This window comes from Pseudorhodoplanes sp., assembly GCF_059499825.1.
The window spans coordinates 450897-472949 of record NZ_JCABZI010000005.1; the positions used below are offsets into that span (position 1 = coordinate 450897).

The 22053-nt window shown below is 64.8% G+C and carries 26 protein-coding genes; 18 read left to right on the forward strand and 8 right to left on the reverse strand.

What is annotated here, in order from left to right:
• Positions 1–11 precede the first annotated feature (11 nt).
• Positions 12–1652, forward strand: a complete 1641-nt coding sequence (locus tag AC5I5I_RS09335; RefSeq protein ID WP_495972174.1) for an acyl-CoA synthetase — start codon at positions 12–14, stop codon at positions 1650–1652.
• Positions 1653–1757: 105 nt separating this feature from the next.
• Here the strand turns inward: AC5I5I_RS09335 and AC5I5I_RS09340 are convergent, their stop codons facing one another.
• Positions 1758–1895 (reverse strand): hypothetical protein, encoded by a 138-nt coding sequence (locus AC5I5I_RS09340; RefSeq protein ID WP_495972175.1) that lies wholly within the window; start codon positions 1893–1895, stop codon positions 1758–1760.
• Here AC5I5I_RS09340 and AC5I5I_RS09345 point away from each other — a divergent pair.
• The 3 genes from AC5I5I_RS09345 to bchJ all read left to right on the forward strand — a co-directional run bounded on the left by AC5I5I_RS09345 (position 1894) and on the right by bchJ (position 5507).
• Entirely contained in the window at positions 1894–3042 is a 1149-nt protein-coding gene (locus AC5I5I_RS09345; RefSeq protein WP_495972176.1) for a glycosyltransferase family 4 protein, read from the forward strand. The genes AC5I5I_RS09340 and AC5I5I_RS09345 overlap by 2 nt on opposite strands.
• Positions 3043–3183: 141 nt before the next feature.
• Positions 3184–4875 (forward strand): magnesium-protoporphyrin IX monomethyl ester anaerobic oxidative cyclase, encoded by a 1692-nt coding sequence (bchE, locus tag AC5I5I_RS09350; RefSeq protein ID WP_495972178.1) that lies wholly within the window; start codon positions 3184–3186, stop codon positions 4873–4875.
• Between the two features lie 5 nt (positions 4876–4880).
• On the forward strand, positions 4881–5507 hold the full coding sequence (bchJ, locus tag AC5I5I_RS09355) for a bacteriochlorophyll 4-vinyl reductase (protein ID WP_495972180.1): 627 nt from the start codon (positions 4881–4883) through the stop codon (positions 5505–5507).
• A 7-nt stretch (positions 5508–5514) separates the two neighbouring features.
• On the opposite strand, the gene AC5I5I_RS09360 is transcribed toward bchJ, so the two are convergent.
• The 4 genes from AC5I5I_RS09360 to AC5I5I_RS09375 form a co-directional block, all read right to left on the reverse strand.
• Positions 5515–5877: a hypothetical protein gene (locus AC5I5I_RS09360; RefSeq protein WP_495972182.1), complete on the reverse strand. Its 363-nt coding sequence runs from the start codon at positions 5875–5877 to the stop codon at positions 5515–5517.
• Complete coding sequence (locus AC5I5I_RS09365) at positions 5852–6220, reverse strand: hypothetical protein (RefSeq protein WP_495972184.1); 369 nt, start codon at positions 6218–6220, stop codon at positions 5852–5854. Before AC5I5I_RS09365 ends, AC5I5I_RS09360 begins: the two co-directional genes overlap by 26 nt.
• A gap of 1 nt (position 6221) precedes the next feature.
• On the reverse strand, positions 6222–7229 hold the full coding sequence (locus AC5I5I_RS09370) for a Bug family tripartite tricarboxylate transporter substrate binding protein (protein WP_495972186.1): 1008 nt from the start codon (positions 7227–7229) through the stop codon (positions 6222–6224).
• A gap of 121 nt (positions 7230–7350) precedes the next feature.
• The gene (locus AC5I5I_RS09375; RefSeq protein ID WP_495972188.1) at positions 7351–7530 is read right to left on the reverse strand and encodes a YdcH family protein; all 180 of its coding nucleotides are present in this window, start codon (positions 7528–7530) and stop codon (positions 7351–7353) included.
• Positions 7531–7760: 230 nt separating this feature from the next.
• Between AC5I5I_RS09375 and AC5I5I_RS09380 the strand changes: the two genes are divergently transcribed.
• The 7 genes from AC5I5I_RS09380 to AC5I5I_RS09410 all read left to right on the forward strand — a co-directional run bounded on the left by AC5I5I_RS09380 (position 7761) and on the right by AC5I5I_RS09410 (position 12375).
• Positions 7761–7967, forward strand: a complete 207-nt coding sequence (locus AC5I5I_RS09380) for a YdcH family protein (RefSeq protein ID WP_495972190.1) — start codon at positions 7761–7763, stop codon at positions 7965–7967.
• Between the two features lie 178 nt (positions 7968–8145).
• Complete coding sequence (locus AC5I5I_RS09385) at positions 8146–8631, forward strand: hypothetical protein (protein ID WP_495972192.1); 486 nt, start codon at positions 8146–8148, stop codon at positions 8629–8631.
• A complete protein-coding gene (locus AC5I5I_RS09390; RefSeq protein WP_495972194.1) occupies positions 8624–9016 on the forward strand; it encodes a phage holin family protein in 393 nt (130 codons plus the stop codon). Before AC5I5I_RS09385 ends, AC5I5I_RS09390 begins: the two co-directional genes overlap by 8 nt.
• A complete protein-coding gene (locus tag AC5I5I_RS09395) occupies positions 9013–9777 on the forward strand; it encodes a hypothetical protein (protein WP_495972196.1) in 765 nt (254 codons plus the stop codon). The genes AC5I5I_RS09390 and AC5I5I_RS09395 overlap by 4 nt, the downstream gene beginning before the upstream one ends.
• On the forward strand, positions 9774–10592 hold the full coding sequence (locus tag AC5I5I_RS09400; protein ID WP_495972198.1) for a hypothetical protein: 819 nt from the start codon (positions 9774–9776) through the stop codon (positions 10590–10592). The genes AC5I5I_RS09395 and AC5I5I_RS09400 overlap by 4 nt, the downstream gene beginning before the upstream one ends.
• Positions 10593–10750: 158 nt before the next feature.
• Positions 10751–11281, forward strand: coding sequence for a 5-(carboxyamino)imidazole ribonucleotide mutase (gene purE / locus AC5I5I_RS09405; RefSeq protein ID WP_495972200.1), 531 nt, complete (start codon positions 10751–10753; stop codon positions 11279–11281).
• On the forward strand, positions 11281–12375 hold the full coding sequence (locus tag AC5I5I_RS09410) for a 5-(carboxyamino)imidazole ribonucleotide synthase (RefSeq protein ID WP_495972202.1): 1095 nt from the start codon (positions 11281–11283) through the stop codon (positions 12373–12375). The genes purE and AC5I5I_RS09410 overlap by 1 nt, the downstream gene beginning before the upstream one ends.
• Positions 12376–12404: 29 nt before the next feature.
• Here the strand turns inward: AC5I5I_RS09410 and AC5I5I_RS09415 are convergent, their stop codons facing one another.
• Positions 12405–12680: a cysteine rich repeat-containing protein gene (locus AC5I5I_RS09415; RefSeq protein ID WP_495972204.1), complete on the reverse strand. Its 276-nt coding sequence runs from the start codon at positions 12678–12680 to the stop codon at positions 12405–12407.
• 246 nt (positions 12681–12926) lie between these two features.
• On the opposite strand from AC5I5I_RS09415, the gene rpsU reads away from it, so the two are divergent.
• From rpsU to AC5I5I_RS09430, 3 genes are all read left to right on the forward strand, one after another.
• Positions 12927–13256 carry a 30S ribosomal protein S21 gene (gene rpsU, locus AC5I5I_RS09420; RefSeq protein ID WP_495972206.1) on the forward strand — a complete coding sequence of 110 codons (330 nt, stop codon included), beginning with the start codon at positions 12927–12929 and terminating at the stop codon, positions 13254–13256.
• 321 nt (positions 13257–13577) lie between these two features.
• Entirely contained in the window at positions 13578–14474 is an 897-nt protein-coding gene (locus AC5I5I_RS09425) for a tetratricopeptide repeat protein (protein ID WP_495972208.1), read from the forward strand.
• 246 nt (positions 14475–14720) lie between these two features.
• Positions 14721–15047: a c-type cytochrome gene (locus AC5I5I_RS09430; protein WP_495972210.1), complete on the forward strand. Its 327-nt coding sequence runs from the start codon at positions 14721–14723 to the stop codon at positions 15045–15047.
• Between the two features lie 681 nt (positions 15048–15728).
• Here the strand turns inward: AC5I5I_RS09430 and AC5I5I_RS09435 are convergent.
• A complete protein-coding gene (locus AC5I5I_RS09435; protein ID WP_495972212.1) occupies positions 15729–16034 on the reverse strand; it encodes a hypothetical protein in 306 nt (101 codons plus the stop codon).
• Positions 16035–17065: 1031 nt separating this feature from the next.
• Here AC5I5I_RS09435 and AC5I5I_RS09440 point away from each other — a divergent pair.
• Positions 17066–17815 carry a TMEM164-related integral membrane acyltransferase gene (locus AC5I5I_RS09440; RefSeq protein ID WP_495871716.1) on the forward strand — a complete coding sequence of 250 codons (750 nt, stop codon included), beginning with the start codon at positions 17066–17068 and terminating at the stop codon, positions 17813–17815.
• Here AC5I5I_RS09440 and AC5I5I_RS09445 read toward each other — a convergent pair.
• Positions 17793–18596 (reverse strand): alpha/beta hydrolase, encoded by an 804-nt coding sequence (locus tag AC5I5I_RS09445; RefSeq protein ID WP_495972215.1) that lies wholly within the window; start codon positions 18594–18596, stop codon positions 17793–17795. The two genes, AC5I5I_RS09440 and AC5I5I_RS09445, sit on opposite strands and share 23 nt — an antisense overlap.
• 57 nt (positions 18597–18653) lie before the next feature.
• Here AC5I5I_RS09445 and AC5I5I_RS09450 point away from each other — a divergent pair, with 57 nt between their 5' ends.
• The 3 genes from AC5I5I_RS09450 to AC5I5I_RS09460 all read left to right on the forward strand — a co-directional run bounded on the left by AC5I5I_RS09450 (position 18654) and on the right by AC5I5I_RS09460 (position 21871).
• Entirely contained in the window at positions 18654–19844 is a 1191-nt protein-coding gene (locus AC5I5I_RS09450) for an MFS transporter (RefSeq protein WP_495972217.1), read from the forward strand.
• Positions 19841–20740 carry an NAD(P)-dependent oxidoreductase gene (locus tag AC5I5I_RS09455; protein WP_495972219.1) on the forward strand — a complete coding sequence of 300 codons (900 nt, stop codon included), beginning with the start codon at positions 19841–19843 and terminating at the stop codon, positions 20738–20740. Before AC5I5I_RS09450 ends, AC5I5I_RS09455 begins: the two co-directional genes overlap by 4 nt.
• Positions 20741–20806: 66 nt before the next feature.
• Positions 20807–21871 carry an ROK family protein gene (locus AC5I5I_RS09460; RefSeq protein WP_495972221.1) on the forward strand — a complete coding sequence of 355 codons (1065 nt, stop codon included), beginning with the start codon at positions 20807–20809 and terminating at the stop codon, positions 21869–21871.
• Positions 21872–22053 lie beyond the last annotated feature (182 nt).

Here is a 22053-nt window from a genome sequence, read left to right on the forward strand (position 1 = left end):
GGAAACGAACAATGGCGAAAACGCCCTACGACATCGACCTCGACCGCAATCCGGCGAATTACCAGCCGCTGACGCCGCTGCAATTCCTCGAGCGCGCGGCAAGCACGCATCCCGATCACACAGCCATCATCCATGGGCCGCTGCGCCGCAACTACCGCGACTTCTATACCCGCGCCCGCCGCCTTGCTTCGGCGCTCGCCAAACGCGGCATCAAGCGCGGCGACACCGTCTCGGTCGTGCTCGCCAACACGCCGGCGATGCTGGAATGCCATTACGGCGTGCCGATGTGCGGCGCCGTGCTCAACACCATCAACACCCGCCTCGACGCAGCGGTGAATGCCTTCACCCTCGATCATGCCGAAGCGAAAGTGCTGATCGTCGACCGCGAATTCTCGCGCGTGATGAAGGACGCGCTGCAAAGCGCCAGGGTCAAGCCGCTGGTGATCGACTACGACGATCCCGAATATAAAGGCGACGGCGAGCGCATCGGCACGATCGAATACGAAGACTTTCTGAAGGAAGGCGATCCGGATTTCGCGTGGCAGATGCCGGACGACGAATGGGACGCGATCTCGCTCAACTATACGTCGGGCACCACCGGCGACCCGAAGGGCGTGGTCTATCACCATCGCGGCGCCTACCTGCTCGCCACCGGCAATGTCGTCACCTGCGGCATGCGCAAGCATCCGGTCTATCTGTGGACGCTGCCGATGTTCCACTGCAACGGCTGGTGCTTCCCGTGGTCGATCTCGGTCGTGGCCGGCACGCATGTCTGCCTGCGTCAGGTTCGCGCCGCGGCCATGTATGATGCGATCGCCACGCACAAGGTCACCCATCTGTGCGGCGCGCCGATCGTGATGGCGACGCTGCTCAACGCACCGGCCAACGAAAAGAAGCCGCTTCCGCATGTGGTGGAATTCTTCACCGCCGCCGCGCCGCCGCCGGAAGCGGTGCTGGCCGGGATGAAGGAGGCGGGCTTCAACGTCACGCATCTTTACGGGCTGACCGAAAGCTACGGCCCCGCCGTGGTCAACGACTGGCATATCGGCTGGGATGCACTCGCCCCGGCCGAACAGGCGACGCGCAAAGCGCGGCAGGGCGTGCGCTACGGCGCGCTGGAAGCGCTCGATGTCATGGACCCCGAGACCATGCAGCCGGTCGCGCGCGACGGTGCGTCGATGGGCGAAGTCATGATGCGCGGCAATGTCATCATGAAGGGCTATCTCAAGAACCCGGCCGCCTCCGCCAAGGCCTTTGCCGGCGGCTGGTTTCACACCGGCGATCTCGGCGTGATGCATCCGGACGGCTATATCCAGCTCAAGGACCGCTCCAAGGACATCATCATCTCCGGCGGCGAGAACATCTCGTCCATCGAAGTCGAGGATGCGCTTTACAAGCATCCCGCGGTACAGGCCGCCGCGGTGGTCGCAAAGCCGGACGAGAAATGGGGCGAGACCCCCTGCGCCTTTATCGAGCTAAAGCCCGGATCAAGCGCCAGCACCGAGGACCTGATCGCCTGGTGCAAGCAGCATCTCGCCGGCTACAAGGTGCCGCGCCATATCGTGTTCCGCGACTTGCCGAAGACGAGCACCGGCAAGATCCAGAAATTCAGGCTGCGCGACCTGGCACGCGACTTGGCGAAAGAGGTCTGAGCGCGCGATCATGGCCGACCCGTCGCATCTCCGGCAGTTTGCGCACGCGGTCCGCGCCTCCTTCCATCTCTGACGGCGGGTGCGGCGTTCTGCGCCGTTTACTGTTCATTCATCATTCACGAGGCCGTTAATCATTACGCAAAGCAGACGGCGTAAATCCGCAGGATTGCGGCTTCCATCCTGATCGAAACCGGCTTCGGGCGCGTTGAGGTAAAGCCACCCACGATCGACGAAGCCTGTCATGCCGCTCAATATCCTCCACGTCTTCCGCGCTCCCGTCGGCGGGCTGTTCCGCCATGTCGTCGATCTGGTTCGCGGACAGGCCGCGCGCGGCCACCGCGTCGGCATCGTCGCGGATTCCTCGACCGGCAATGCACGGTCCGACGCGATTTTCGCGGACCTCGCACCGGATCTGGCGCTGGGCCTGACCCGCATCCCGATGCGCCGGCCGCTCAGCCCGCTCGATCTTCCCGCCGTCCTGCATGTCACCCAGCGCATTCGCGACAGCGGCGCCGACGTGATCCATGGTCACGGCGCCAAGGGCGGCGCCTATGCGCGGCTGGCGATTCCCGGCCACCGTGTGGTGCGGGCCTATACGCCGCATGGCGGCAGCCTGCTGCTCAGTCACAGCAACTGGTCCGGCCGCATGTATCTGACGCTCGAACGCATGCTGCTGCTGCGCGAGTCGCTGTACCTGTTCGAGAGCGCCTATAGCGGCCAGATCTTCCGCGAGAAGATCGGTACGCCGAACGGCATCGTGCGTGTCATCCATAATGGCGTGGCAAAAGCCGAATTCGAGCCGATCACGCCTGCGCCGGATGCGACCGATCTGGTGTTCATCGGCGAATTGCGACCGGTGAAGGGCATCGACATCCTGATCGATGCGATCGCCGCGCTTCATGCCGCCGGCCGGCCGGTGACCGCGACCCTGATCGGCAGCGGCCCGGACGAGGCCGCGCTGAAAGCGCAGGTGGCGCGCCTGTCGTTGGAGAACGCCATCCGCTTCAGGTCCGCCATGCCGGCCCGCGAGGCGCTGACTCTCGGCCGCATCATGGTGATCCCGTCGCGCGCCGAGTCGCTGCCCTATGTGGTTCTGGAAACGGCGGCCGCCGGCAAGCCGCTGATCACGACCGATGTCGGCGGCATTCCGGAAATCTTCGGTTCGCTGTCGGACGCGCTGATCCCGGCCGGCGATGCCGGGGCGCTTGCAGATGCCATCGTGCAGACGCTGGATGATCCGGCCGCGGCCATCGCGCTTGCAGCCGAATTGCGGCTGCGGGTGGCATCGTCCTTCTCAGTCGATGCGATGGTGGACGGCGTCATCTCTGCCTATCGGCAGGCCATGGCGCGGTCGGTCGCCATACCGGACGCGGCGCTGGCGCGGAAATAGCGCGTCATCTTTACGCGGATGGATCGCAAGGCTGCGGGCCCGGCCGGCGCTTGACCCAGATCAAATCGCCGTCTCCGATTTCGGACAATCTTGGTGTCAACGTAAATTGACAATCAGATTGTCCGCACAAGGAGGCCGACCATGCGCATCCTCTTGATCCATCCGAACTATCACTCGGGCGGCGCGGAGATCGCGGGCAACTGGCCACCAGCCTGGGTCGCCTATGTCGCCGGACCCTTGAAGGCCGCGGGCTATACCGACATCCGCTTCATCGACGCGATGACCAATCATTTGACGGACGAAGACTTGCGCGCCGAGATCGCACGCGAGAAGCCCGACATCGTCGGCTGCACGGCGATCACGCCCTCGATCTACAAGGCAGAACGGACGCTGCAGATTGCCAAGGAGGTGTGCCCGGACGCGATCACGGTGCTCGGTGGCGTGCATGCCACCTTCATGTTCAAGCAGGTCCTGTCAGAGGCGCCGTGGATCGACGCCATCGTTCGCGGCGAGGGCGAAGAGGTGATGCTCGAACTGGTGCAGGCGATCGACCGGGGCCGCTGGCCGCATGACCGCGACCGCATCAAGGGACTGGCCTATCGCGCCGGCTCCGAGATCGTCGCGACGCCGGCGGCGCCGACCATCAAGAATGTCGACGGCATTGTGCCCGACTGGTCGCTGCTCGAATGGGAGAAGTACATTTACATCCCGCTCGGCAAGCGTGTGGCGATCCCGAACATGGCCCGCGGCTGCCCGTTCACCTGCTCGTTCTGCTCGCAATGGAAGTTCTGGCGCGACTATCGCATCCGCGACCCGAAAAAGGTGGTCGACGAGATCGAACTGCTGGTCGAGAAATACAATGTCGGCTTCTTCATTCTTGCCGACGAAGAGCCGACCATCAACCGCAAGAAATTCATCGCCTTCTGCGAGGAACTGATCGCGCGCGGGCTGCCCGACAAGGTGCAATGGGGCATCAACACGCGCGTCACCGATATCATGCGCGATGTCGAGTATCTGCCGCTCTATCGCAAGGCCGGGCTGGTGCATGTCTCGCTCGGCACCGAAGCCGCCGCGCAGATGAAGCTCGACCTTTTCAACAAGGAAACCAAGGTCGAGCAGAACAAGCGCGCCATCCAGTTGCTGCGCGAGGCCGACATCTTCACCGAAGCACAGTTCATCGTCGGTCTCGACAATGAGACCGTCGAAACCCTGGAGGAAACCTATCGCTTCGCGCGCGACTGGAATCCGGATCTCGCAAACTGGTCGATGTATACGCCGTGGCCGTTCTCGCCGCTATTCCAGGAGATGCGCGACAAGGTCGAGGTGTTCGACTTCGACAAGTACAATTTCGTGACGCCGATCATGAAGCCCGCGGCGATGGACCGCGCCACCCTGCTCGACCGGGTGATGCACAATTATCGCCGCTTCTACATGAACAAGGCCCTGTTCCATTATCCGTGGCGCGGTACCGGCTATCGCCGGCGCTATCTGCTCGGTTGCCTCAAGGCCTTCATGAAAGCCGGCTTCCAGCGCACCTTCTACGATCTCGGCAAGGTCGGATATTGGGGACCGCAATCGAAAAAGAATGTCGATTTCCATTTCGACGAGTCCCGCACCATCGCGACCGCGCAGATGGCCGACTGGGAAGCCGCCGCCGATCGCTCGCGCAAGGCCGAGGAGCGCAAGGCCGCGTTGCGCGCGCAAATGAAGGACAAGGCGGCGGATCGCGCAGCGAGCGTAATGGCGTGCGGCGGCGGTGCCGAGCAACTGAGCGAAGCGCAGCTCGAAGCGTTGTCCGGCGGGGCGCGCCAGCCGCAATCGGCGGTGCATTGACTCACATGCACGCCACCCTGGCGCTGACCGGCGAGCATGGTCGCGGCGATGCGGCGGGCCGGATCGGACCGAATGCGGTGATCCGGGTCGCCGAAGTGCTCGCCGAGGAGATGGGTGCGGCGGCGACCCGGTCCCTGTTCGCGGCGGCCGGGTTGTCGCGCTATCTCGACGCCATGCCGGACGAGATGATCGACGAGGACGAGGTCACCGCGCTGCATGCGGTGTTGCGTGACCGCCTCGGCGTCGCACGCGCGCGCCATGTCGGCTGGCAGGCCGGGCATCGCACCGGCGACTATCTGTTGGCGCACCGCATTCCGAAATTCGCGCAAATTCTGCTGAAGCGCCTGCCGTCACACTTGTCGAGCAACCTGCTGCTGAGGGCGATCGGCCGCCATGCCTGGACATTCGCGGGGTCCGGCACATTCAGCGTGAGGCCTGGCCATCCGCTGCAGCTGGTGATCGCCGGCGGCCCGATCAGCCGCGGCGCAAACACCAGTGAAGCGGTATGCGATTTCTACGCCGCAACCTTCGAACGGCTGTATCGCGAACTGGTCGATCCCCGCACAACGGCCGTCGAGACCGCCTGCGAAGCGGCCGGCGCCGCGGAATGCGTGTTCGAATTGCGCTTCTAGCGCGCGCTCATTTCGGCTTGGCCGGAGCCGGCTTCTCGGCTTTCTCGAGCTTGTCGAGCCGCGCCTGGGTCGCGGCCAATGCCGCTTTCAATGCCGCAATCTCGTTTCGCGCCGATGCCAGCTCCTTCCCCGCCGCGTCGAGCTTCTGCCGCGCGTCGCGCGCGCCGCGCTCAATTGCGGTCTGCAGAAACTCGGTATTGGCCTGCAGGCAGGAGGTACGGCGATCCATCTGCTTTTCGGCGGTGCAGACCTCGAGGCCGCGCACGTCCTGGGCATATGAGGGCGATGCGGCGCAGAGGCCGCACAGCACGAGCGCGGTGACGGATTGAACGGCACGCAGCCGCTTATTGTTTGAGCTTTGGCTTTTCATCCGGCACGGCCTCGGGCGTTGGATTGAGAGTGTCGTCGTTACAGGACCAGTCCTTCGGCTGACAGGCGATCCCGATATTCGAGCAGACCGTTTGGCTGCAGGTGCGACAGCCATCGGTGAATGACTTGCAGTTCGGCGCGGCGCGCAGCACCCGCTGCCACCAGCTCTCCGCCGCCTTTGGATTTTCCTCCTCCGGCTTCTGCAGATCGAGCTTTGCGTCATCGGCGGACTTGTCCGCCGGGACGGTTTGAGACGGTGTCGATTGCGGCGCCGCCTGATCCGATGCGCGCGCGCCACCGCAGGCAAGCAAGAGAACAATCGCAAGGGCGGCGGCAGCGCGCATGTCAGTCGATCTTCAGGCCAAGCTTCTTGATCAGCGTCGACCACTTGGTCTCGTCGCGGTCGAGCAGCGCTTTATGTTCCTCCGGCGAACTCGACAATGGCTCGGCGGCATCGTTGGCAATGCGTGCGCGCACGTCGTCCTGCGCCAGCGCCGCGCGCAATTCCTTGTTCAGCCGTTCGATGATCGGACGCGGGGTGCCGGCCGGCGCGAGCAGACCGTAATAGAGATCGGCCTCGAAGCCGGGCAGCCCGGATTCCGCCACCGTCGGCACGTCGGGAAAATGGCTGGAGCGCTTGGCCGACGTCACCGCGAGCGGACGCAACGTCCCCGCCTTCAGGTTGCCGAAGGCCGGCGGGATGATGTTGCACGCCACCGCGACATGCCCGCCGACCAGGTCTGTGATGCTTTGCGCCGTGCCCTTGTAGGGAATGAGGTTCATGTTCACGCCTGCCGAGGCCATGAACAATTCGGCGCATAGATGCGAACCCGTGCCCTTTGGCGAGGAGCCGACATTGATCTTGCCCGGCGCCGCCTTCGCCGCCGCGATCAGGTCCGCGATCGTCTTGTAGGGCGCCGACGGCTGCGTCATGAACGCCATCGGCATCACCGCGATCAGGCCGATGGCGTCGAAATCCTTGCGGATGTCATAGCCGGGACTGGCGTAAAGGCTCGGGTTGATCCCCATCGTGCCGGTATGGCCCAGCAGCAGCGTGTAGCCGTCGGGCGCGGCCTTGGCCACCGCCCGCGTGCCGATGACACCGCCGGCGCCGCCGCGATTGTCGACAAGGATCTGCTGGCCGAGCGTGGCAGACAGCTTGTCGGCGATGATGCGCGCCATGGCGTCGTTGCCGCCGCCGGGCGGGAACGGCACGATCAGCGTGATCGGACGTGTCGGATAGTCCTGCGCCTGCGACATCGGCACCGCCACGATCGTCACAGCGGCGGCGAGCGTCAGCCCGACCAGTCCACGACGCAGCAACGCTGCGGTTCCGCTCCCGTAAGCACTCACGACCGCCCCCTTTTTTTGCCAGGCGGATGCAATGTCAGATGCGGCGCCGTTAAAAACAAGACCGCCGGTCTCCGTTCGGGAGCCGGCGGTCACGCGATAAACCGAAGCTGAAATCGCCCGATCAATGAATGCTGGACGAGGCCTGCATCCGCGCGATTTCGTCTTTCACCTGAAGCTTGCGACGTTTCAATTCGACAATTTTGGCATCGTCGGTCGACGGATGCGCAATAGCGTCAGCGATTTCGTTCTCAAGCGCCCGATGACGGGCCTTGAGCTCCACAAGATGCTCTTGCATGGACATGGGGGATTTGGCCTCCTCGTTTGAATGGAGTCCTCACGCAGCAAGTCTGACACGGAGATTGTGGCAAGTCGACAGCACCATTTGCTGCGTTGCGGCAAATCCCCGCTTTTCGTTAGTTTTTCGCTTCGCTTGAACGGGTTCCGATTACGCGGCACAAGTGAGCGCAGGAGCCCACTGGCAACGACATTGCCAAGCTTCTGAAGATACAGGGTTTTCACAAGACGATTCGCATGACTGCCGACGAAGAGCGAATTTTGCGGGACGAACTGGCGCGGCTGCAGCAGGAGCACCGCGACCTCGATACCGCCATCGAGGCCCTGACGGAATCCCTCGGCCGCGACCAGATCCAGGTTCAGCGCCTGAAAAAGCGCAAGCTGATCCTGCGCGACCGCATCGCCTTTATTGAGGACCAGCTCACGCCGGATATCAGCGCGTAAGCCAAGGCGGGCCGGACCTCCGTCGCACTGCAGCCTGAACAGGAAAGACGTCGCAACTCCAGGCATTTGCTGGCAGTTGCCATCGGGAGGGCCCCCAGCCGCACTTCTTTTGATCTGGACGCCGCCCCGCCGGAACAAAGCGGGGGTCGCGCCGTTGCCCGACCAACCGGAGGCAACGATGAACCAGACCCATTCCCCACGCACGACACGCAGCAGCAGCGAGCGCGCACCAAGCGATACTGCTGAAAAAGCCGCCAGCCTCGGGCGCCGCGCCGCCGAGGGCGTGAAGGATACCGCGACCGATGCGGCTTCGTCGGTGAGAGGCGAAGTGAGCCGGATGCTCGACCGTCAGGTCGAGACCGGCGTAGCCTATCTTGGCCACGCCGCATCCTCGATCCGATCCGCCGCCGACGATCTCTCGCGCAATGCTCCGCCGCTCGCCGGCTTCGCCGATACTGTTGCCAACAAACTCGATGCCTATGCCGAAACCGTGCAGGGCAAGACCGCCGAGGAATTGTGGGACGACGCAATCGACTTTACCCGGCGTCAGCCGGCTCTGGTGTTCGGGCTGGCATCGCTTGCCGGCTTCCTTGTCTATCGGACCATCAAGAGCACGCAGCCGGCAACGGATGAAAAGCCCGCCAGGGAGTTTCACGGTGCGTGACGCACTCAGAACGTCCGGCTTCGGGCGCGCGCTGTCCGAAGTGTTCGAGGATATTGGCCTGCTGTTTCAGCAGGAGCTCAAGCTCGCCAAGACGGAGATGTCGTTGATCGTCGCCGATCACGTTCGTGCCGTGATCTACATGATGGCGGCGGGTCTGTTCGGATTGGTGGCGTTGCTGTTGCTCTGCCAGGCGGCGGTCTTTGCTCTGATCGCCACGGGGTTCACCGGGGCCGTGGCCTGTCTGATTGTCGCCGCAGCGGCATTCGCGCTGGCTTTGATCGCGTTCCTGGTCGCTCGCTCTCACCTGTCGCGCGAGAAAGTCCCGACCCGCGCGCTTAACCAAGTCAAACAAGACATCGCCACGGCGAAGGAATCCCTGTCATGACCACAATCGATCGTGTTGCCCGCGCTATCCGTCAAAATCCGGAAGGATTGTTGCTGCTCGGCGCAGGCGTCGCGCTGATGCTCCGGCATGCGAGCAGCCTGAACAGCACCCAGCCTCAGCGCAAGCGCCGCAAGCGGGCCGCGGCGGACAGCTATTACGACAGCGCCGAAGACATGGCGTCTAACGCCACCGCTGCCGGCGAAGGCCTGGCCAGCAAGGTCGCCGCCGCTGCGGATGATGTGCGCGGTTACGTCTCCGAGACCGCGCATGACCTGACGGAAAAGGCGTCCGAATTCGGCCAGACGGCGTCCCGGCGGACGCGTGAGGTCGCAGACACTGCCTATCAGTCGACCCGCGACGCCGCCGGCAGCGCTTATCGTTCGCTGGAAAACACCATCGAGGCTCACCCGGTCTCCATCGCCGTGGCAGGCCTTGCTGCCGGTTGCCTTGCAGCCGCGGTATTCCCCTCGACACGCTTTGAACGCGAGACGCTGGGCCCGATCGGCCGGCGTGCCGCCGATGCCGCGTCCGAGACGGGAGAGCTTGTGAAAAGCGCCGCGGTTGCACGCATGACCAACGCGGCGATGAAGGCCGGCGAGCAACTGAAGGACGCGGTGGTCGAGCGTAAGCTCTCGACCGACACTATCGGCGAGGTCGTGCGCGATGTCGCCACCGACTTCACCAGCAATCTGACCGGCAGCGGCGAAAGCAAGCCTGGCAGCCGGCAGCCTGACGCCCGCTCGGCAAAGGCACAGCTATGAGCGAAGACCTCGATCGCCTCGAGCGCGATATCCGTACGACACGCGCGCGCCTGGCCGGCAACCTGTCGGTGCTGACGTCCGGCGCGACGTTCGACGAGCTGAAAACCACGGTCAAGGCCGAAGCGCTGGACGCCGGCGACGATCTGATGGACCGCGCCAAGGAAAGCGGTCTGTCGATGATGCGCAATGTGCTCGATGACCTGAAGGACAAGGCGATCCAGAATCCGGCCGCAGTAGCGGCAATCGGCGCAGGCATCGGCTGGAAGCTGTGGAAGAATCCGCCGGTCGCCTCCGCTCTGGTCGGATATGGTCTGTTCAGCTTGCTTCGCGGTTCGGACAACGATCCGGTCCAGAACGCGGTTCGCGATGCGCGCGACCGGATCGAGGACGCGGCCTCGGCCGCAGCCAAGACGGCGCGCGCGACGGCGCACGATGTTCGCGACAAGGCCGCGGAGATCGCCAGCGACGTGCAGTCCAGAGCCTCCTCGCTGATCGGCAATGCTCAGGACCGGGCATCGGCAGCGACCGACGACATACACGCGACAGCGTCCTCATTGGCAAACGAGGCCCGTAGCACTGCGGCGCGGCTTACCGAAGAAGCCGAGGCCATGGGCCGCGACGCGAAGGATCTGGGTCGGGACATGCTGGCGCGATCACAACGGACCGGGCGGGCGCTGCTCGACGACGTTGCCGACGGAGCGCGGTCGTTGCGCGGAGACCCGCAAAGCCAGGTGCTGCTCAGCCTTGCCGGCGTCGCGGTCGCAGCGGCGGTTGGCGTCGCCGTCAGCCGCTATCGGGCCGCTCCCGAGAACTGAGCGCGATCAGCCATTCCGGCCGTCATCAGGCCGCCGATTCGGGCTCCGGATCGGCGGTCTTCGCTTGCTCCGGGTCCATTGCTACCTGTACTTTGCCGCGTCTTTCGCTCCGGATTCGCGCTCCGGATTCGCTTTTTTTGCCTGCAGGATTTGCCTCCATGGCCTCCCGGCCGAAAACATCCACCGCGAAGAAGCCCGTCGCCATCATCATGGGCAGCCAGTCCGACTGGGCAACCATGCAGCATGCCGCCGAGACGCTGGACCGGCTGAAGGTCGGTTACGAGGCGCTGATCGTCTCAGCCCATCGCACGCCCGACCGTCTTTATGCCTTCGCAAAATCGGCGCACAAGAAGCACCGGATCGTCATCGCCGGCGCCGGCGGCGCCGCGCATCTTCCCGGCATGGCGGCGGCGATGACCGCGCTGCCGGTCTTCGGAGTGCCGATGAACGTGACTGCGCTGGAGGGCAAGGACTCGCTGCTGTCGATCGTGCAGATGCCGGCCGGCATCCCGGTCGGTACGCTGGCGATTGGCAAGCCCGGCGCGATCAATGCCGCGCTTCTGGCGGCCGCCGTGCTGGCGCTCCACGACAAGCCGCTGGCCAAGCGGCTTGAAGCGATGCGCAAGGCGCAGACCGCGAGCGTCGCCAAGAAGCCGAAGGCGATTGCGGCAGCCCCGCGGGCCAAATGATGTTCAAGCGCGACAACGGCCCGCTTCCGCCCGGTTCGACCATCGGGATTCTCGGCGGCGGCCAATTGGCGCGGATGCTGGCGCAGGCTGCCTCGCGCATCGGGCTCAATTGCCATGTCTATGCGCCGGACGCGGAATCCTGCGCCCTCGACGTGGTGAAACGCGCGACCGTCGCGCCCTATTCCGACCAGGACGCGCTGTCGCGCTTCGCCAGGGACTGCGACGTCATCACCTACGAATTCGAGAACGTGCCGTCGCAGACCGCGTCCTTCCTGTCGCAGCGAAAGCCGGTGCTGCCGGACCCGCGGGTGCTTGCGACCACACAGGACCGGATGATCGAGAAGGAATTCGTCAACAATCTCGAGATCGCCACCGCGCCGCATGCGCCGGTCAGCGATGCGTCGCAATTGTTCGAGGCGGTGCGCAAGGTCGGTCTGCCGGCGATCCTAAAGACGCGGCGCTTCGGCTATGACGGCAAGGGCCAGTACAAGATCGATGCCGGCGGCGACCCGGCGGCGGCCTGGCGCGCGGTCAACGGCGCGTCCTGCATTCTCGAAGGCTTCGTGCCGTTCGAGCGCGAAATCTCGGTCGTGGTGGCGCGCGGCCGCGATGGCTCGCTGCAGAGCTTCGACGTCACCGAGAACGAGCACCGCGACCACATCCTGAAAGTGTCGCGGGTGCCGGCCGCGATCCCCGATCCGGTCGCGGGCGAAGCCGTCCGCATCGCCGAGAGCATCGCCACCGCCTTCGATTATGTCGGCGTGCTGTCGGTGGAGATGTTCGTGATGCGCTCAGGCATGGCCCAGCGCGTGCTGGTCAACGAGATCGCCCCACGCGTGCACAATTCCGGGCACTGGACCATCGACGGCTGCTCGGTCTCGCAATTCGAGCAGCATATCCGCGCCATTGCCGGCTGGCCGCTGGCGGTGCCGGTGCGGCTCGGCCGGGTCGAGATGATCAATCTCATCGGCGCCGAAGCAGCCGACTATGGCCGCTGGCTGACGGTGCCGGGCGCCTCGCTGCATCTTTACGGCAAGGGCGACCCGGTTCCCGGCCGCAAGATGGGTCACGTCACGCGGGTCCAGGCGGACTGATCGCGGTCCGCCCGCGCGCGCAGCGGGCGCTAGACCCCGCGGTTGCGCAGCACCTGCTGGCAGGATTTGCTGATGCGCTCGCGATTCTGCTGCAGGCAGCCCAGCACGCGCATCGAATCGGGCTCGAATTGCTTGCAGAACCGGTTCGAATCCGGCGCGCAGGCGGCCTGTTCCTGCGGCGTCCCCTTCATCATGTCCGGAAACGGCGCCGGCATCTGCTGCTGCTGGGCCTGGGCGCCCGTCGGTAACATCATGGGTGACAGCATCAGAAACGCCGCGACAGCCGTCCACTTGGAAAAAGTCATTCAGAGCCCCCGGTTTGCATCGCGAATCTGAATGGCGGCGAAATGTGGCCCGGGCAAGCCGATTTGCCGGTTCCACACGCGTCACCGCGACGCTGTGGACTTTCGGTCGCGCTTCTGGTAATTGCCCCGGGACTCGAAGGGCCCGAAAGCGCCCTGTTCGGCTCCCCGAACAACAATTCGTGCCAACAATTCATGCCTGCCCGCCGGCCGATCCGGCTCGGGCGGCTCTGCGAAGAAGGATTATCCGTGCAGGTTCTTGTCCGCGACAACAATGTCGATCAGGCCCTGAAGGCGCTGAAGAAGAAGATGCAGCGCGAGGGTATTTTCCGCGAGATGAAGCTCCGCGGCCATTACGAGAAGCCGTCCGAGAAGAAGGCCCGCCAGAAGGCGGAAGCGGTGCGGCGTGCGCGCAAGCTGGCGCGCAAGAAGCTGCAGCGCGAAGGCCTGCTGCCGATGAAGCCGAAGGTGATGCCGGGTGCCGGCGGACCGGGCGGCCGTGACGGTGGCCGTGGACCGCGCCCTGCTGGCGGCGGCGGCTTTGGTGGCGGCGGCGGCGGTGGTTTCGGCGGCCGCTAGGCCCGACTGATTTTCTGCACGAGGGGATTACGACAACCGCCGGGGCCTTCCCCGGCGGTTTTGTTTTGGGGGCTTGTTCGTCCTTGCTCGTCCTTTCTTGTCCCTCCCCCGCCTTTCTTTTCCCTCCCCCCGCGTGCGGGGGAGGGTCGATCGACTGAGCGCAGCGAAGGAGATCGGGGTGGGGGCGCTTTCGAGGCGAGCCAATCCCCCACCCGGCTCGACGCTGTCGCGTCTCGCCACCCTCCCCCGAAAGCGGGGGAGGGACAACAAGAATGACCCCGCCGTTTTACCGCCACGCCGGATTGCTTATCATCGCGCCCCATGACGCTGCGCCCGCTCCCATCGCCCTGCCCTGCCCGTACAGCCGCGCCCCGCGCGCGCCGCGCCGCATCCCTTGCCGCGTGCCTTGCCGCCGCGCTGGCGCTGGCCGGCTGCTCCACCGTGCTGGAGCATGGCGGGCTCGCCCCCGAGGCCACCTATTCCGCCTCGCCGGCCAACATCGCGTCGCTGACCGACGTGATCCAGTCGCAGCCCAACGACCCGCAGGCCTACAACATGCGCGGCACGGTGCTGGCCTCGGCCGGCCGCCGCAAGGAAGCGCTGATCGACTTCAACAAGGCGGTGCAGCTCGATCCGAAATATGCCGAGGCCTATGCCAATCGCGGCCTCGTTTACCGGCAGGACGGCCAGCCCGATCTCGCGATCAAGGATTACGACGCCGCGATCCGCATCGATCCGAATTACGCCACCGCTTATCTCGGCCGCGGCCTTGCCTGGCGCGACAAGAAGCAGACCCTGAAGGCGCTGGAGGACATCAACCGCGCTATCGCGATCCGGCCCGACAATGCGCAGGCCTATTACAATCGCGGCCTGCTCTATCAGGGCTCGGCGCAGCATCAATTCGCGATCGACGATTTCTCCACCGCGGCGACGCTGGCGCCGCGCGAGGCCGATCCCTATCTCGCCCGCGCGCTCTCCTACATCGCCGCCGGCGACCTCAAGGCCGCGGCGACCGATCTCGACAATGCGGTACAGCTCGACGAGCAGAATTTCGCCGCTTGGACCTCGCGCGGTCTGGCCTATGAGCGCATGGGCGACAAGCAGAAGGCCGCGGGCTCGTATGCAAAGGCGCTCAACATCCAGCAAAATTACGCGCCGGCCGCGGACGGCTTCCGCCGCGTCGGCGGCGAATACGGGAAGACGTATCAGGCGTTTTGAGTGTCCGTCATTGATGTGGGGCAAGGCGCGTCGCGCCGCCCCACCTACGATGCGTGTGTCCCGGGCAGAACCGGCAGCCACCTCGCACGCGGCAACAGCATGGGTCCCGGCTCAGCGTCGCACCATTCCGCTTCGCTTCATGCTGCGCCGCGTCCGGGACACGAGACCACACGTATAGGTTCGTCCCCGCGAAAGCGGGACCCAGACTCACAATCGACGGCCCGTCCTGCAGACGAAAGAATTATCATGAAACGCACGCTCATCGCCGCCACGCTCTCGCTTCTCCCGCTCGCCGCGCTGGCGCAGGAGCCCGAACGCAAAATCCCGCGCGCTGACCCGCAGAACGGCGCGGTGCTGGCGCAGCGCTGGTGCGGCACCTGCCATATCGTGGCGAAGGATCAGACCAAGGCAATTGACGGCGTCCCATCATTCGCCGCGATCGCGCAGCGCGGCGACCTCAGCGGCGAGCAACTCGCCTTCGTGCTGCTCAATCCGCATCCGGCCATGCCGGCGATGACGCTGACCCGGAACGAGGCGCGCGATCTGGCGGCGTATATCGCCACACAGAAGTAAGCGAGGCGAGTTGGGGTCAGCCGCGGGCTCATACGCGAAGGCGCTCAACATCCAGCAGAACTATGCACCGGCCGCGGACGGCTTCCGGCGGGTGGGCGGAAAGTACGGGAAGACCTATCAGGCGCTTTCAGGTGGAGCGCGATGCGGTGCGGGCTGCGTGCGGAGCCACGCGCTCGCTTCGTAGGGTGGGTTAGCGCCGCAGGCGCATAACCCACCGGCGGTGTGGCGACGGGGTGAGCTAGTCATCGCTGGCCGCAGCCGAAACTCACCCAAGTCGATTTGAATCTACCGGTTGCACCCCGCAGACGCAGCAACGCCCTCGTTCCGCTCGACGGCTATCCCAAGTCCAATCTTGCAGAAAGTAGTGCGAGGTCAGCGATTGATCGCCTTTATAGAGGCTTTAAGCTGCACTCCACGAACAACGATTTTGCATCTTGACTTGCAATCCGTTCGCCGCACTCACAAACAATCTCTTTCCGATCAGATAGAGCAACTGAGCCGCAAGAGGGACAGACGAAAGCCCAATTGGCTAGTATGTGCCGCACTTCCAGCTTAGGAAACAGAGCAATTAGAAGCCTCATGTCACTCACCCCATAGAGATGAAGCGGTCGACTTCCCTGATTTTCGATTTCATCAATCTTCTTAATCGCGCCAGAGTTTTGCCAAGGGCCGATCCTGTTTCTAGCTGCTTGAATCGAAATCCGTAGATAATCGCTGGCGAGTTGGTTGACCGTAAAAGTGACTGAGGCAAGCTTTTTGAGCTGGACAAGATTCGTCGCGAACAGCTCCTCCGATCTCTCTTGAGCAAAATTTTGGACACCCCGATATATAGTTTCTGCGGGTAGGATTGGTGGGATCACCCAGCACGGATGCAAAGTATGGCGGCGGCACGAAATATTTTTCGAGCCGAGGCTCCTCGCCTGCATTTGTCGATTGAAAAGGGTCTTCAACAAATTGTTGAGCGGCCAAAAATGCATTGAGTGTCATACGCCGAATCTCCTCCAGCCAACAGTTTGAACTGCAACCACGGATTGAGCAACCGCTTGCCCGTGAGCTGCGGCAAACTGAGCGAGCGAATAGAGTCCGGATGGAGCGCAATGACATCCGGGACCGACCTCCCCCGGATTTCGCTGCGCTTCATCCGGGCTACGGTCTCGTGTCCCGGACGCGGTGCAGCGCGTAGCGCAAGCGCAGCGGTGCACCGCCGAGCCGGGACCCATTTTCCCCACATAGCAATAGGTCCCGGTTCTGCAGCGCATCGTTTCACGCTGCGCTGCGCCCGGGACACGAGATCGATAAGCGTATCGCGCAGCTCGCGCCTCATCCTGAAGAGCGGCAAACCCCGTCTCGGACGCCCCTTGACATTCTAGGAATAAAAGCATATACCCCATTTCACCTCGCTCACCGAGGGGCGCTCTCGCGAGGCGTCGTGTGAGTGGAGCGAGGTGCGGCGCCCGCGGGCAAGCTTCGCAAGCTTGCACCCGGGCGGTGACGGGGCTCCGCCCGGGGTCACTACGGACCCCTGCCAGGAGCTGGCTGACGCCATGCGTAGCTCAAGACGCATGGAGGCAAAGCGCGGCCCGGCACCGGGATGAGAACGCCGCCAGACGAAGTCCCGGACGGCGCAAGCGTGTCCGGGGCGGCGCGCCGAGAGGCGGCTGTGCGGTGAAAGCCGCGCGGCACACAGGAACGGCCCTGCGCCTGTCGGCGCGCCGTCTCCCCTCACCTCACCTTCGGATGCCAATGGCATCGCGAGGACAATGCGCCGTGGCTGTTTGAAGCTCGAATCCGTTTCCGCTCCGTCACCCTGAGGTGCGCGGCGAAAGCCGCGCCGCGAAGGGCGACGGCCCGCATGGCGCCACCGTGGCCGTGCATCCTACGAGGCTCCGCGCATCCGCGCGTCGCACCTCGGGATGACGGAGGATCGCCGCGCGCTCCGTGCCTTCTCGCCTCCCCGCCGTCACGCTTTCGCATTACACTTCGCACCGCCCGCATGATTCACCGGAAAGGCTCAGACGATGCAGCCCTCGCTCGCACCGCGCAGCCCGTGGGAGATCTTCATCCCCTACACGCCGCTGCATGCGGTGTCGGTGCTGGTCTGCGCGCTTGCGATCGCGATGCTGATCCTCGCGGCGCGGCGCATGCGCGAGAGCGGCGCCGAGCCCGCCTTCCGGCGCGGCTTCGCCTGGTCGTGCATCGCGTTCTGGGTGTTCCAGAATGCGTGGTTCCATGCCTCGGGCATCGACTGGCTCGCCGGCCTGCCGCTGCATATCTGCGATCTGGGCGGGCTGATCGGGCCGATCGCGCTGCTCACCGGCAACCGGCTGATGCGCGCGACGCTGTATTTCTGGACCTTCGCGCTCACCGCGCAGGCCTTCATCCAGCCGGCGCTGTCGGCCGGGCCCGCGACATCGGTGTTCTGGTTCTTCTTCGCCGCACACGCGATCGTGCTGGCCTGCGCGCTCTATGACATCGCGGTGCTGGGCTTCCGCCCGCTGTTTGCCGATCTGCCGCGGGTCTATCTGTTCAGTGGCGGCTATGTGCTGGCAATGGTGGCGGTGAATGCCTGGCTCGGGGCGAATTATGCCTATCTCGGCGATCCGGCGCCGCCGCTGAAGGTGCCGCCCTTCATCGATGCGCTGGGTCCGTGGCCGCAACGGGCGATCATCGTCACCGCGATGGCGGGATTGAGCTTCCCGCTGCTGGTGCTGCCGTGGCGGCTCGCGGCGCGGAGGACAACAAACGCTAACGCAAATGCTGCGCGATGAAATTGCGCGCGGCAGCGAGATGGTCGTAGCGGTCGAGATCCTCGTGGCCGCCATCGGCGAAGCGCACGAATTGCTTCGGCTCGTTGGCCAGCGCGAACAGCCGCTCGCCCATCCGGAACGGCACCACGCGGTCGCGCGCACCATGCATGACGAGCACCGGCGCTTTGACCTTGCCGATGCGGTCGTCGGAGCGGAACTGGTCCTTCATGAGGAGCCGCACCGGGATGAACGGATAGGCCGAGAACGCGACATCGGCGGTCGAGGTGAACGGCGCTTCGAGGATAACGGCGGCCACGTCCTTCTCGCCGGCCAGCGCGACCGCAACGCCGGTACCGAGCGACTCGCCCCACAGAACGATCTTCGCGTCGGGCCAGGTGGCGCGGGCGAAATCGTAAGCGGCGCGGCCGTCCGCGATCAGCCCGTCCTCGGTGGGGTTGCCGTCGGAGCCGCCATAGCCGCGATAGGACAGCGCCACGAGGCCGGTGCCGTCGTCGACGAGCTTGCGGAAGCGCGGGACGCGGTGCGCGACCGAGCCGCCATTGCCGTGGAGGTAGAGCACCACGGGCTTTCCGGGCTTCGGCGGCACCGTCCAGGCGAGGATGCGCACGCCGTCGGCGGCCTTGAGATCGACCTCTCTGGCCTGCGGGAAATCGGCATCGGCCGGCGCCATGCGGGCCGCATAGGGGAAGTACATCAGCTTGCGCTGCGCGAGATACATCACCGCGACCAGCCCGACATAGCAGACCAGCGCGACCAGCAGGACGGATTTGAGCGTCGCCATTGAATCGCTATAACACGCCGCATTGATCGCATCGTGACGGCTGCCGGGCTTGTCGACATGGAATTACGGACCCGCTGGGGCGCGGTCGCCGCCCTCATTCTCGCGGGCGTGGTCGTCGCTTTGCAGATCGGCAAGGCCGCGATCGCGGTGCCGGTGCTGCAGAAGGAACTGGCGCTGTCGCTGGTGCTGGCGTCGTGGGTGATCGGCGCCTACGGCCTCATCGGCGCGGTCGCCGGCCTGCCGTCGGGGATCGTGGCCTCTCTCTTCAGCGCGAGGCGTACGCTGGTCGCGGGGTTGCTCGCCTCCGGTCTCGGCAGCCTGGCCGGCGCCTTCGTCACCGACGGCACGCTGCTGATCGCCACCCGCGCGATCGAGGGCGGCGGCTTCCTTGCCGCGGTGCTGGCCATCCCCCGGTTGCTGCGCGCGGTCACCGCGGTGAAGGATCGCGACACCGTGCTGGCCCTGTGGGGCGCCTATATGCCGGTCGGCTCGGTGTTCATGATGGTCGCCGGTCCGCATCTGATGGCCCAGGGCTGGCAGGCGCTGTGGATCGTCAACGGCATCGCCGCGCTCGCCTATGCGGCAGTGGTGGCGTTCATGCGGCTGCCGGACGAGACGCAGCCCGCCGGCGTGCTGCGGACCGTGATGCCCAACATCAAGGCGGCGCTCGGCGCCCCCGGGCCGATCCTGCTGGCGCTCGCCTTCGGCATCTACACCTTCCAGTATGCGGCGATGGCCAACCTCCTCCCCACCCTGCTGGTGGAGCGCCTCGGCCTGTCGATCGCGGCGGCCGGCACCATCAGCGCCATCACCGTCGCGGCCAACGCGGTCGGCAATGTGTTTGCGGGGGCGCTGCTGCGCTTCGGCGCGCCGTTCTGGGCGATCGCGGCGTTCGCCTATTGCTTCGTTGGCGCCGCGGGCTTCGGCGTCTTTTCGGAAAACCTTCCGGTGGTACTGATCGCCGCCCTCGCCTCCGCAAGCCTCGCCGTCACCGGCCTGATCCCGGCCTCGATCTTCGCCGCCGCGCCGCGCTTTGCCCCGACCTCCGCCCTGCTGGCGATCGTGCTCGGCCTGCTCAACCAGACCAGCAATCTCGGCAACCTGTTCGGCCCGGCGGCCATGGCCGCCATCGTGCAGCATTTCGGTTGGGGCGGCGCGCCGTTTCTGTTCCTCGGCGTCACGGTCTGCGGCCTCGCCGTGGCGCTGATGTTGCGCGCAGCGATGAAACACGCGAAGACGTCACCATGAAATCCATCTTCATCGACTGCAATCATCAGCTTGAACCGGTCTGGCACCGCGTGCACGGCGCCGACGACCCCCCGGTCACGGTCAATACCAGGCCATTCAAGAGCGAGGACCTGCCGCGCCTGCTCGACGGCTACGATGTCGTGCTCGACGATCATTCCGCCATGCCGACGCCGATGATCGCGCAATGCAAATCGCTCAAGCATATCGTGTTCCTCGGCACCGGCGCGGCGAGCTACATGAATATCGCCGAACTGAAGGAGCTCGGCGTCTCCGTCCACATCATCAAGGGCTATGGCGACACGGCCGTCGCCGAGCATACGATTGCGCTGATGTTCGATTGTGCGCGCGATATCGCCAAGATGGATCGCACGCTGCGCGCCGGCACCTGGAAGCCGCTGGAAGGCATGCAGCTTCTCGGCAAGACGCTCGGCATCATCGGCCTGGGCGGCATCGGATCCGAGACCGCGCGGATCGCCAAGGGCATCGGCATGAAGGTGATTGCGTACAACCGCACGCCGCGCCCCGACGCACCGGTGCCGATGGTCGATCTCGATACGCTGCTCGCGACCTCGGACGTGATCTCGCTCAATCTCGTGCTCAACGACGAGACCCGCGGCTTCATCGATGCCGAGCGCACCGCGCGCATGAAGCCCGGCGTCATCCTGGTCAATACGGCACGCGGTGCGCTGATCGACGAAGCAGCAATGCTGGCGGCGTTGCGTTCCGGCCATATCGGTCGCGCCGGACTTGATGTGTTCCACAACGAGCCGCTGGCGGCCGGTCATCCGCTGACGCAGATGGAGAACGTCACGCTTTCTGCACATGCTGCCTTCCGCACGCTGGAGGCCTCGATGACGCTGCTACGCCGCGCCATCGATATCGTGAAATCGCTCTGATCGCGCCTCCGAGCGCGTGGAACCGTTCCGCGCCTCCATCGTTGACCCGCGTTCGGAGGGCTCAGGATGGCTGACAGCAAGACGTTACCTGCGGTCGCAGCGCATGGCGCATCGCGCCTGCCGTCGGTTGAGGTCGACAGCTATAACGTCGAGTTGAAGGACGACGAGGGCTTTCTGGGCGACCGCGCCAGCAAGACGGCCTTCACTGAGATTATCGAAAACTGGCGCAAGGCGATGCGCAAGGGCGGTGACGATCCCTTCGGCGATACACCGACCGAAGACCTTGGCAAGAAGCAGCTCGATGATTTCCTGACCAAGGGTGAGCCCGAGGCCGCCGGCCTTCTGCACGGCGCGATCGAAGATTTTTCGCAGGAGCTTGCACTGGTCATCCGTCGCTTCCTCAAGATCAAGGCTTGGGCCGGTACCGAACGCATCGTGATGGGTGGCGGCTTTCGTGCGAGCCGCATCGGCGAACTGGCGATCGGCCGCGCCGCTGTGATCCTGAAAACAGAGAAGATCAAGATCGACCTGGTGCCGATTCGCAACGACCCCGACGAGGCCGGACTCCTCGGCGCCGCACATCTCGCGCCGGCCTGGATGTTCAGGGCGCACGACGCCATCCTCGCCGTCGATATCGGCGGGTCCAACATCCGCGCCGGCGTCATCGATCTCAACCTCAAGAAGAAGACCGACCTGTCCAAGGCGACGGTGTGGAAGTACGAGCTTTGGAAGCATGCAGACGAAGACGACGTCAAACGCGAAGCCGCGGTCGACAATCTCGTCGGCATGCTGGAGCGTCTGATTGCAAAGGCGAAGCGCGAAAAGATCAAGCTGGCGCCGTTCATCGGCATCGGCTGTCCGGGCATGATCGAAGCCGACGGCTCGATCGACCGCGGCGGGCAGAACCTGCCGGGTGGCAACTGGGAGTCGAGCCGCTTTCACCTGCCGACGCGGCTGCATGAGGCGATCCCGAAGATCGGCGACGACGACACCGCCATCGTGATGCACAACGATGCGGTTGTGCAGGGCCTGAGCGAGACCCCGTTCATGCAGGATATCGATCATTGGGCGGTGCTGACGATCGGCACAGGCCTCGGCAATGCGCGCTTCACGAACCGAAATTCGGAATAAAGCTGGCTCGGGTCTTTGCCAGGCTTGGCCCGCCAATCCATTAATTAGTGAAGCGCTGATGCGACGATGAGGGATGCGCGGGGCAAGCCCGCTCATGACCGCCTCATTTGCGGGTCTTGATCCGTTACTGCGCGAATCCGCATTGACGCCTGAGCATTCTCCCCCTCAAATAAGAAAAAACA

Bases quoted from the DNA above. Each gene is read 5' to 3' on its own strand.
- AC5I5I_RS09365 (WP_495972184.1), bottom strand. From the start codon at position 6,220: ATGCGCGCTGCCGCCGCCCTTGCGATTGTTCTCTTGCTTGCCTGCGGT.
- AC5I5I_RS09340 (WP_495972175.1), bottom strand. From the start codon at position 1,895: ATGACAGGCTTCGTCGATCGTGGGTGGCTTTACCTCAACGCGCCCGAA.
- AC5I5I_RS09360 (WP_495972182.1), bottom strand. From the start codon at position 5,877: ATGAAAAGCCAAAGCTCAAACAATAAGCGGCTGCGTGCCGTTCAATCC.
- AC5I5I_RS09400 (WP_495972198.1), top strand. From the start codon at position 9,774: ATGAGCGAAGACCTCGATCGCCTCGAGCGCGATATCCGTACGACACGC.
- AC5I5I_RS09440 (WP_495871716.1), top strand. From the start codon at position 17,066: ATGCAGCCCTCGCTCGCACCGCGCAGCCCGTGGGAGATCTTCATCCCC.
- AC5I5I_RS09460 (WP_495972221.1), top strand. From the start codon at position 20,807: ATGGCTGACAGCAAGACGTTACCTGCGGTCGCAGCGCATGGCGCATCG.
- AC5I5I_RS09425 (WP_495972208.1), top strand. From the start codon at position 13,578: ATGACGCTGCGCCCGCTCCCATCGCCCTGCCCTGCCCGTACAGCCGCG.
- AC5I5I_RS09395 (WP_495972196.1), top strand. From the start codon at position 9,013: ATGACCACAATCGATCGTGTTGCCCGCGCTATCCGTCAAAATCCGGAA.
- AC5I5I_RS09335 (WP_495972174.1), top strand. From the start codon at position 12: ATGGCGAAAACGCCCTACGACATCGACCTCGACCGCAATCCGGCGAAT.
- bchJ (WP_495972180.1), top strand. From the start codon at position 4,881: ATGCACGCCACCCTGGCGCTGACCGGCGAGCATGGTCGCGGCGATGCG.
- AC5I5I_RS09445 (WP_495972215.1), bottom strand. From the start codon at position 18,596: ATGGCGACGCTCAAATCCGTCCTGCTGGTCGCGCTGGTCTGCTATGTC.
- AC5I5I_RS09345 (WP_495972176.1), top strand. From the start codon at position 1,894: ATGCCGCTCAATATCCTCCACGTCTTCCGCGCTCCCGTCGGCGGGCTG.
- purE (WP_495972200.1), top strand. From the start codon at position 10,751: ATGGCCTCCCGGCCGAAAACATCCACCGCGAAGAAGCCCGTCGCCATC.
- AC5I5I_RS09435 (WP_495972212.1), bottom strand. From the start codon at position 16,034: ATGACACTCAATGCATTTTTGGCCGCTCAACAATTTGTTGAAGACCCT.
- bchE (WP_495972178.1), top strand. From the start codon at position 3,184: ATGCGCATCCTCTTGATCCATCCGAACTATCACTCGGGCGGCGCGGAG.
- AC5I5I_RS09415 (WP_495972204.1), bottom strand. From the start codon at position 12,680: ATGACTTTTTCCAAGTGGACGGCTGTCGCGGCGTTTCTGATGCTGTCA.
- AC5I5I_RS09430 (WP_495972210.1), top strand. From the start codon at position 14,721: ATGAAACGCACGCTCATCGCCGCCACGCTCTCGCTTCTCCCGCTCGCC.
- AC5I5I_RS09385 (WP_495972192.1), top strand. From the start codon at position 8,146: ATGAACCAGACCCATTCCCCACGCACGACACGCAGCAGCAGCGAGCGC.
- AC5I5I_RS09455 (WP_495972219.1), top strand. From the start codon at position 19,841: ATGAAATCCATCTTCATCGACTGCAATCATCAGCTTGAACCGGTCTGG.
- AC5I5I_RS09375 (WP_495972188.1), bottom strand. From the start codon at position 7,530: ATGTCCATGCAAGAGCATCTTGTGGAGCTCAAGGCCCGTCATCGGGCG.
- AC5I5I_RS09410 (WP_495972202.1), top strand. From the start codon at position 11,281: ATGTTCAAGCGCGACAACGGCCCGCTTCCGCCCGGTTCGACCATCGGG.
- AC5I5I_RS09380 (WP_495972190.1), top strand. From the start codon at position 7,761: ATGACTGCCGACGAAGAGCGAATTTTGCGGGACGAACTGGCGCGGCTG.
- AC5I5I_RS09450 (WP_495972217.1), top strand. From the start codon at position 18,654: ATGGAATTACGGACCCGCTGGGGCGCGGTCGCCGCCCTCATTCTCGCG.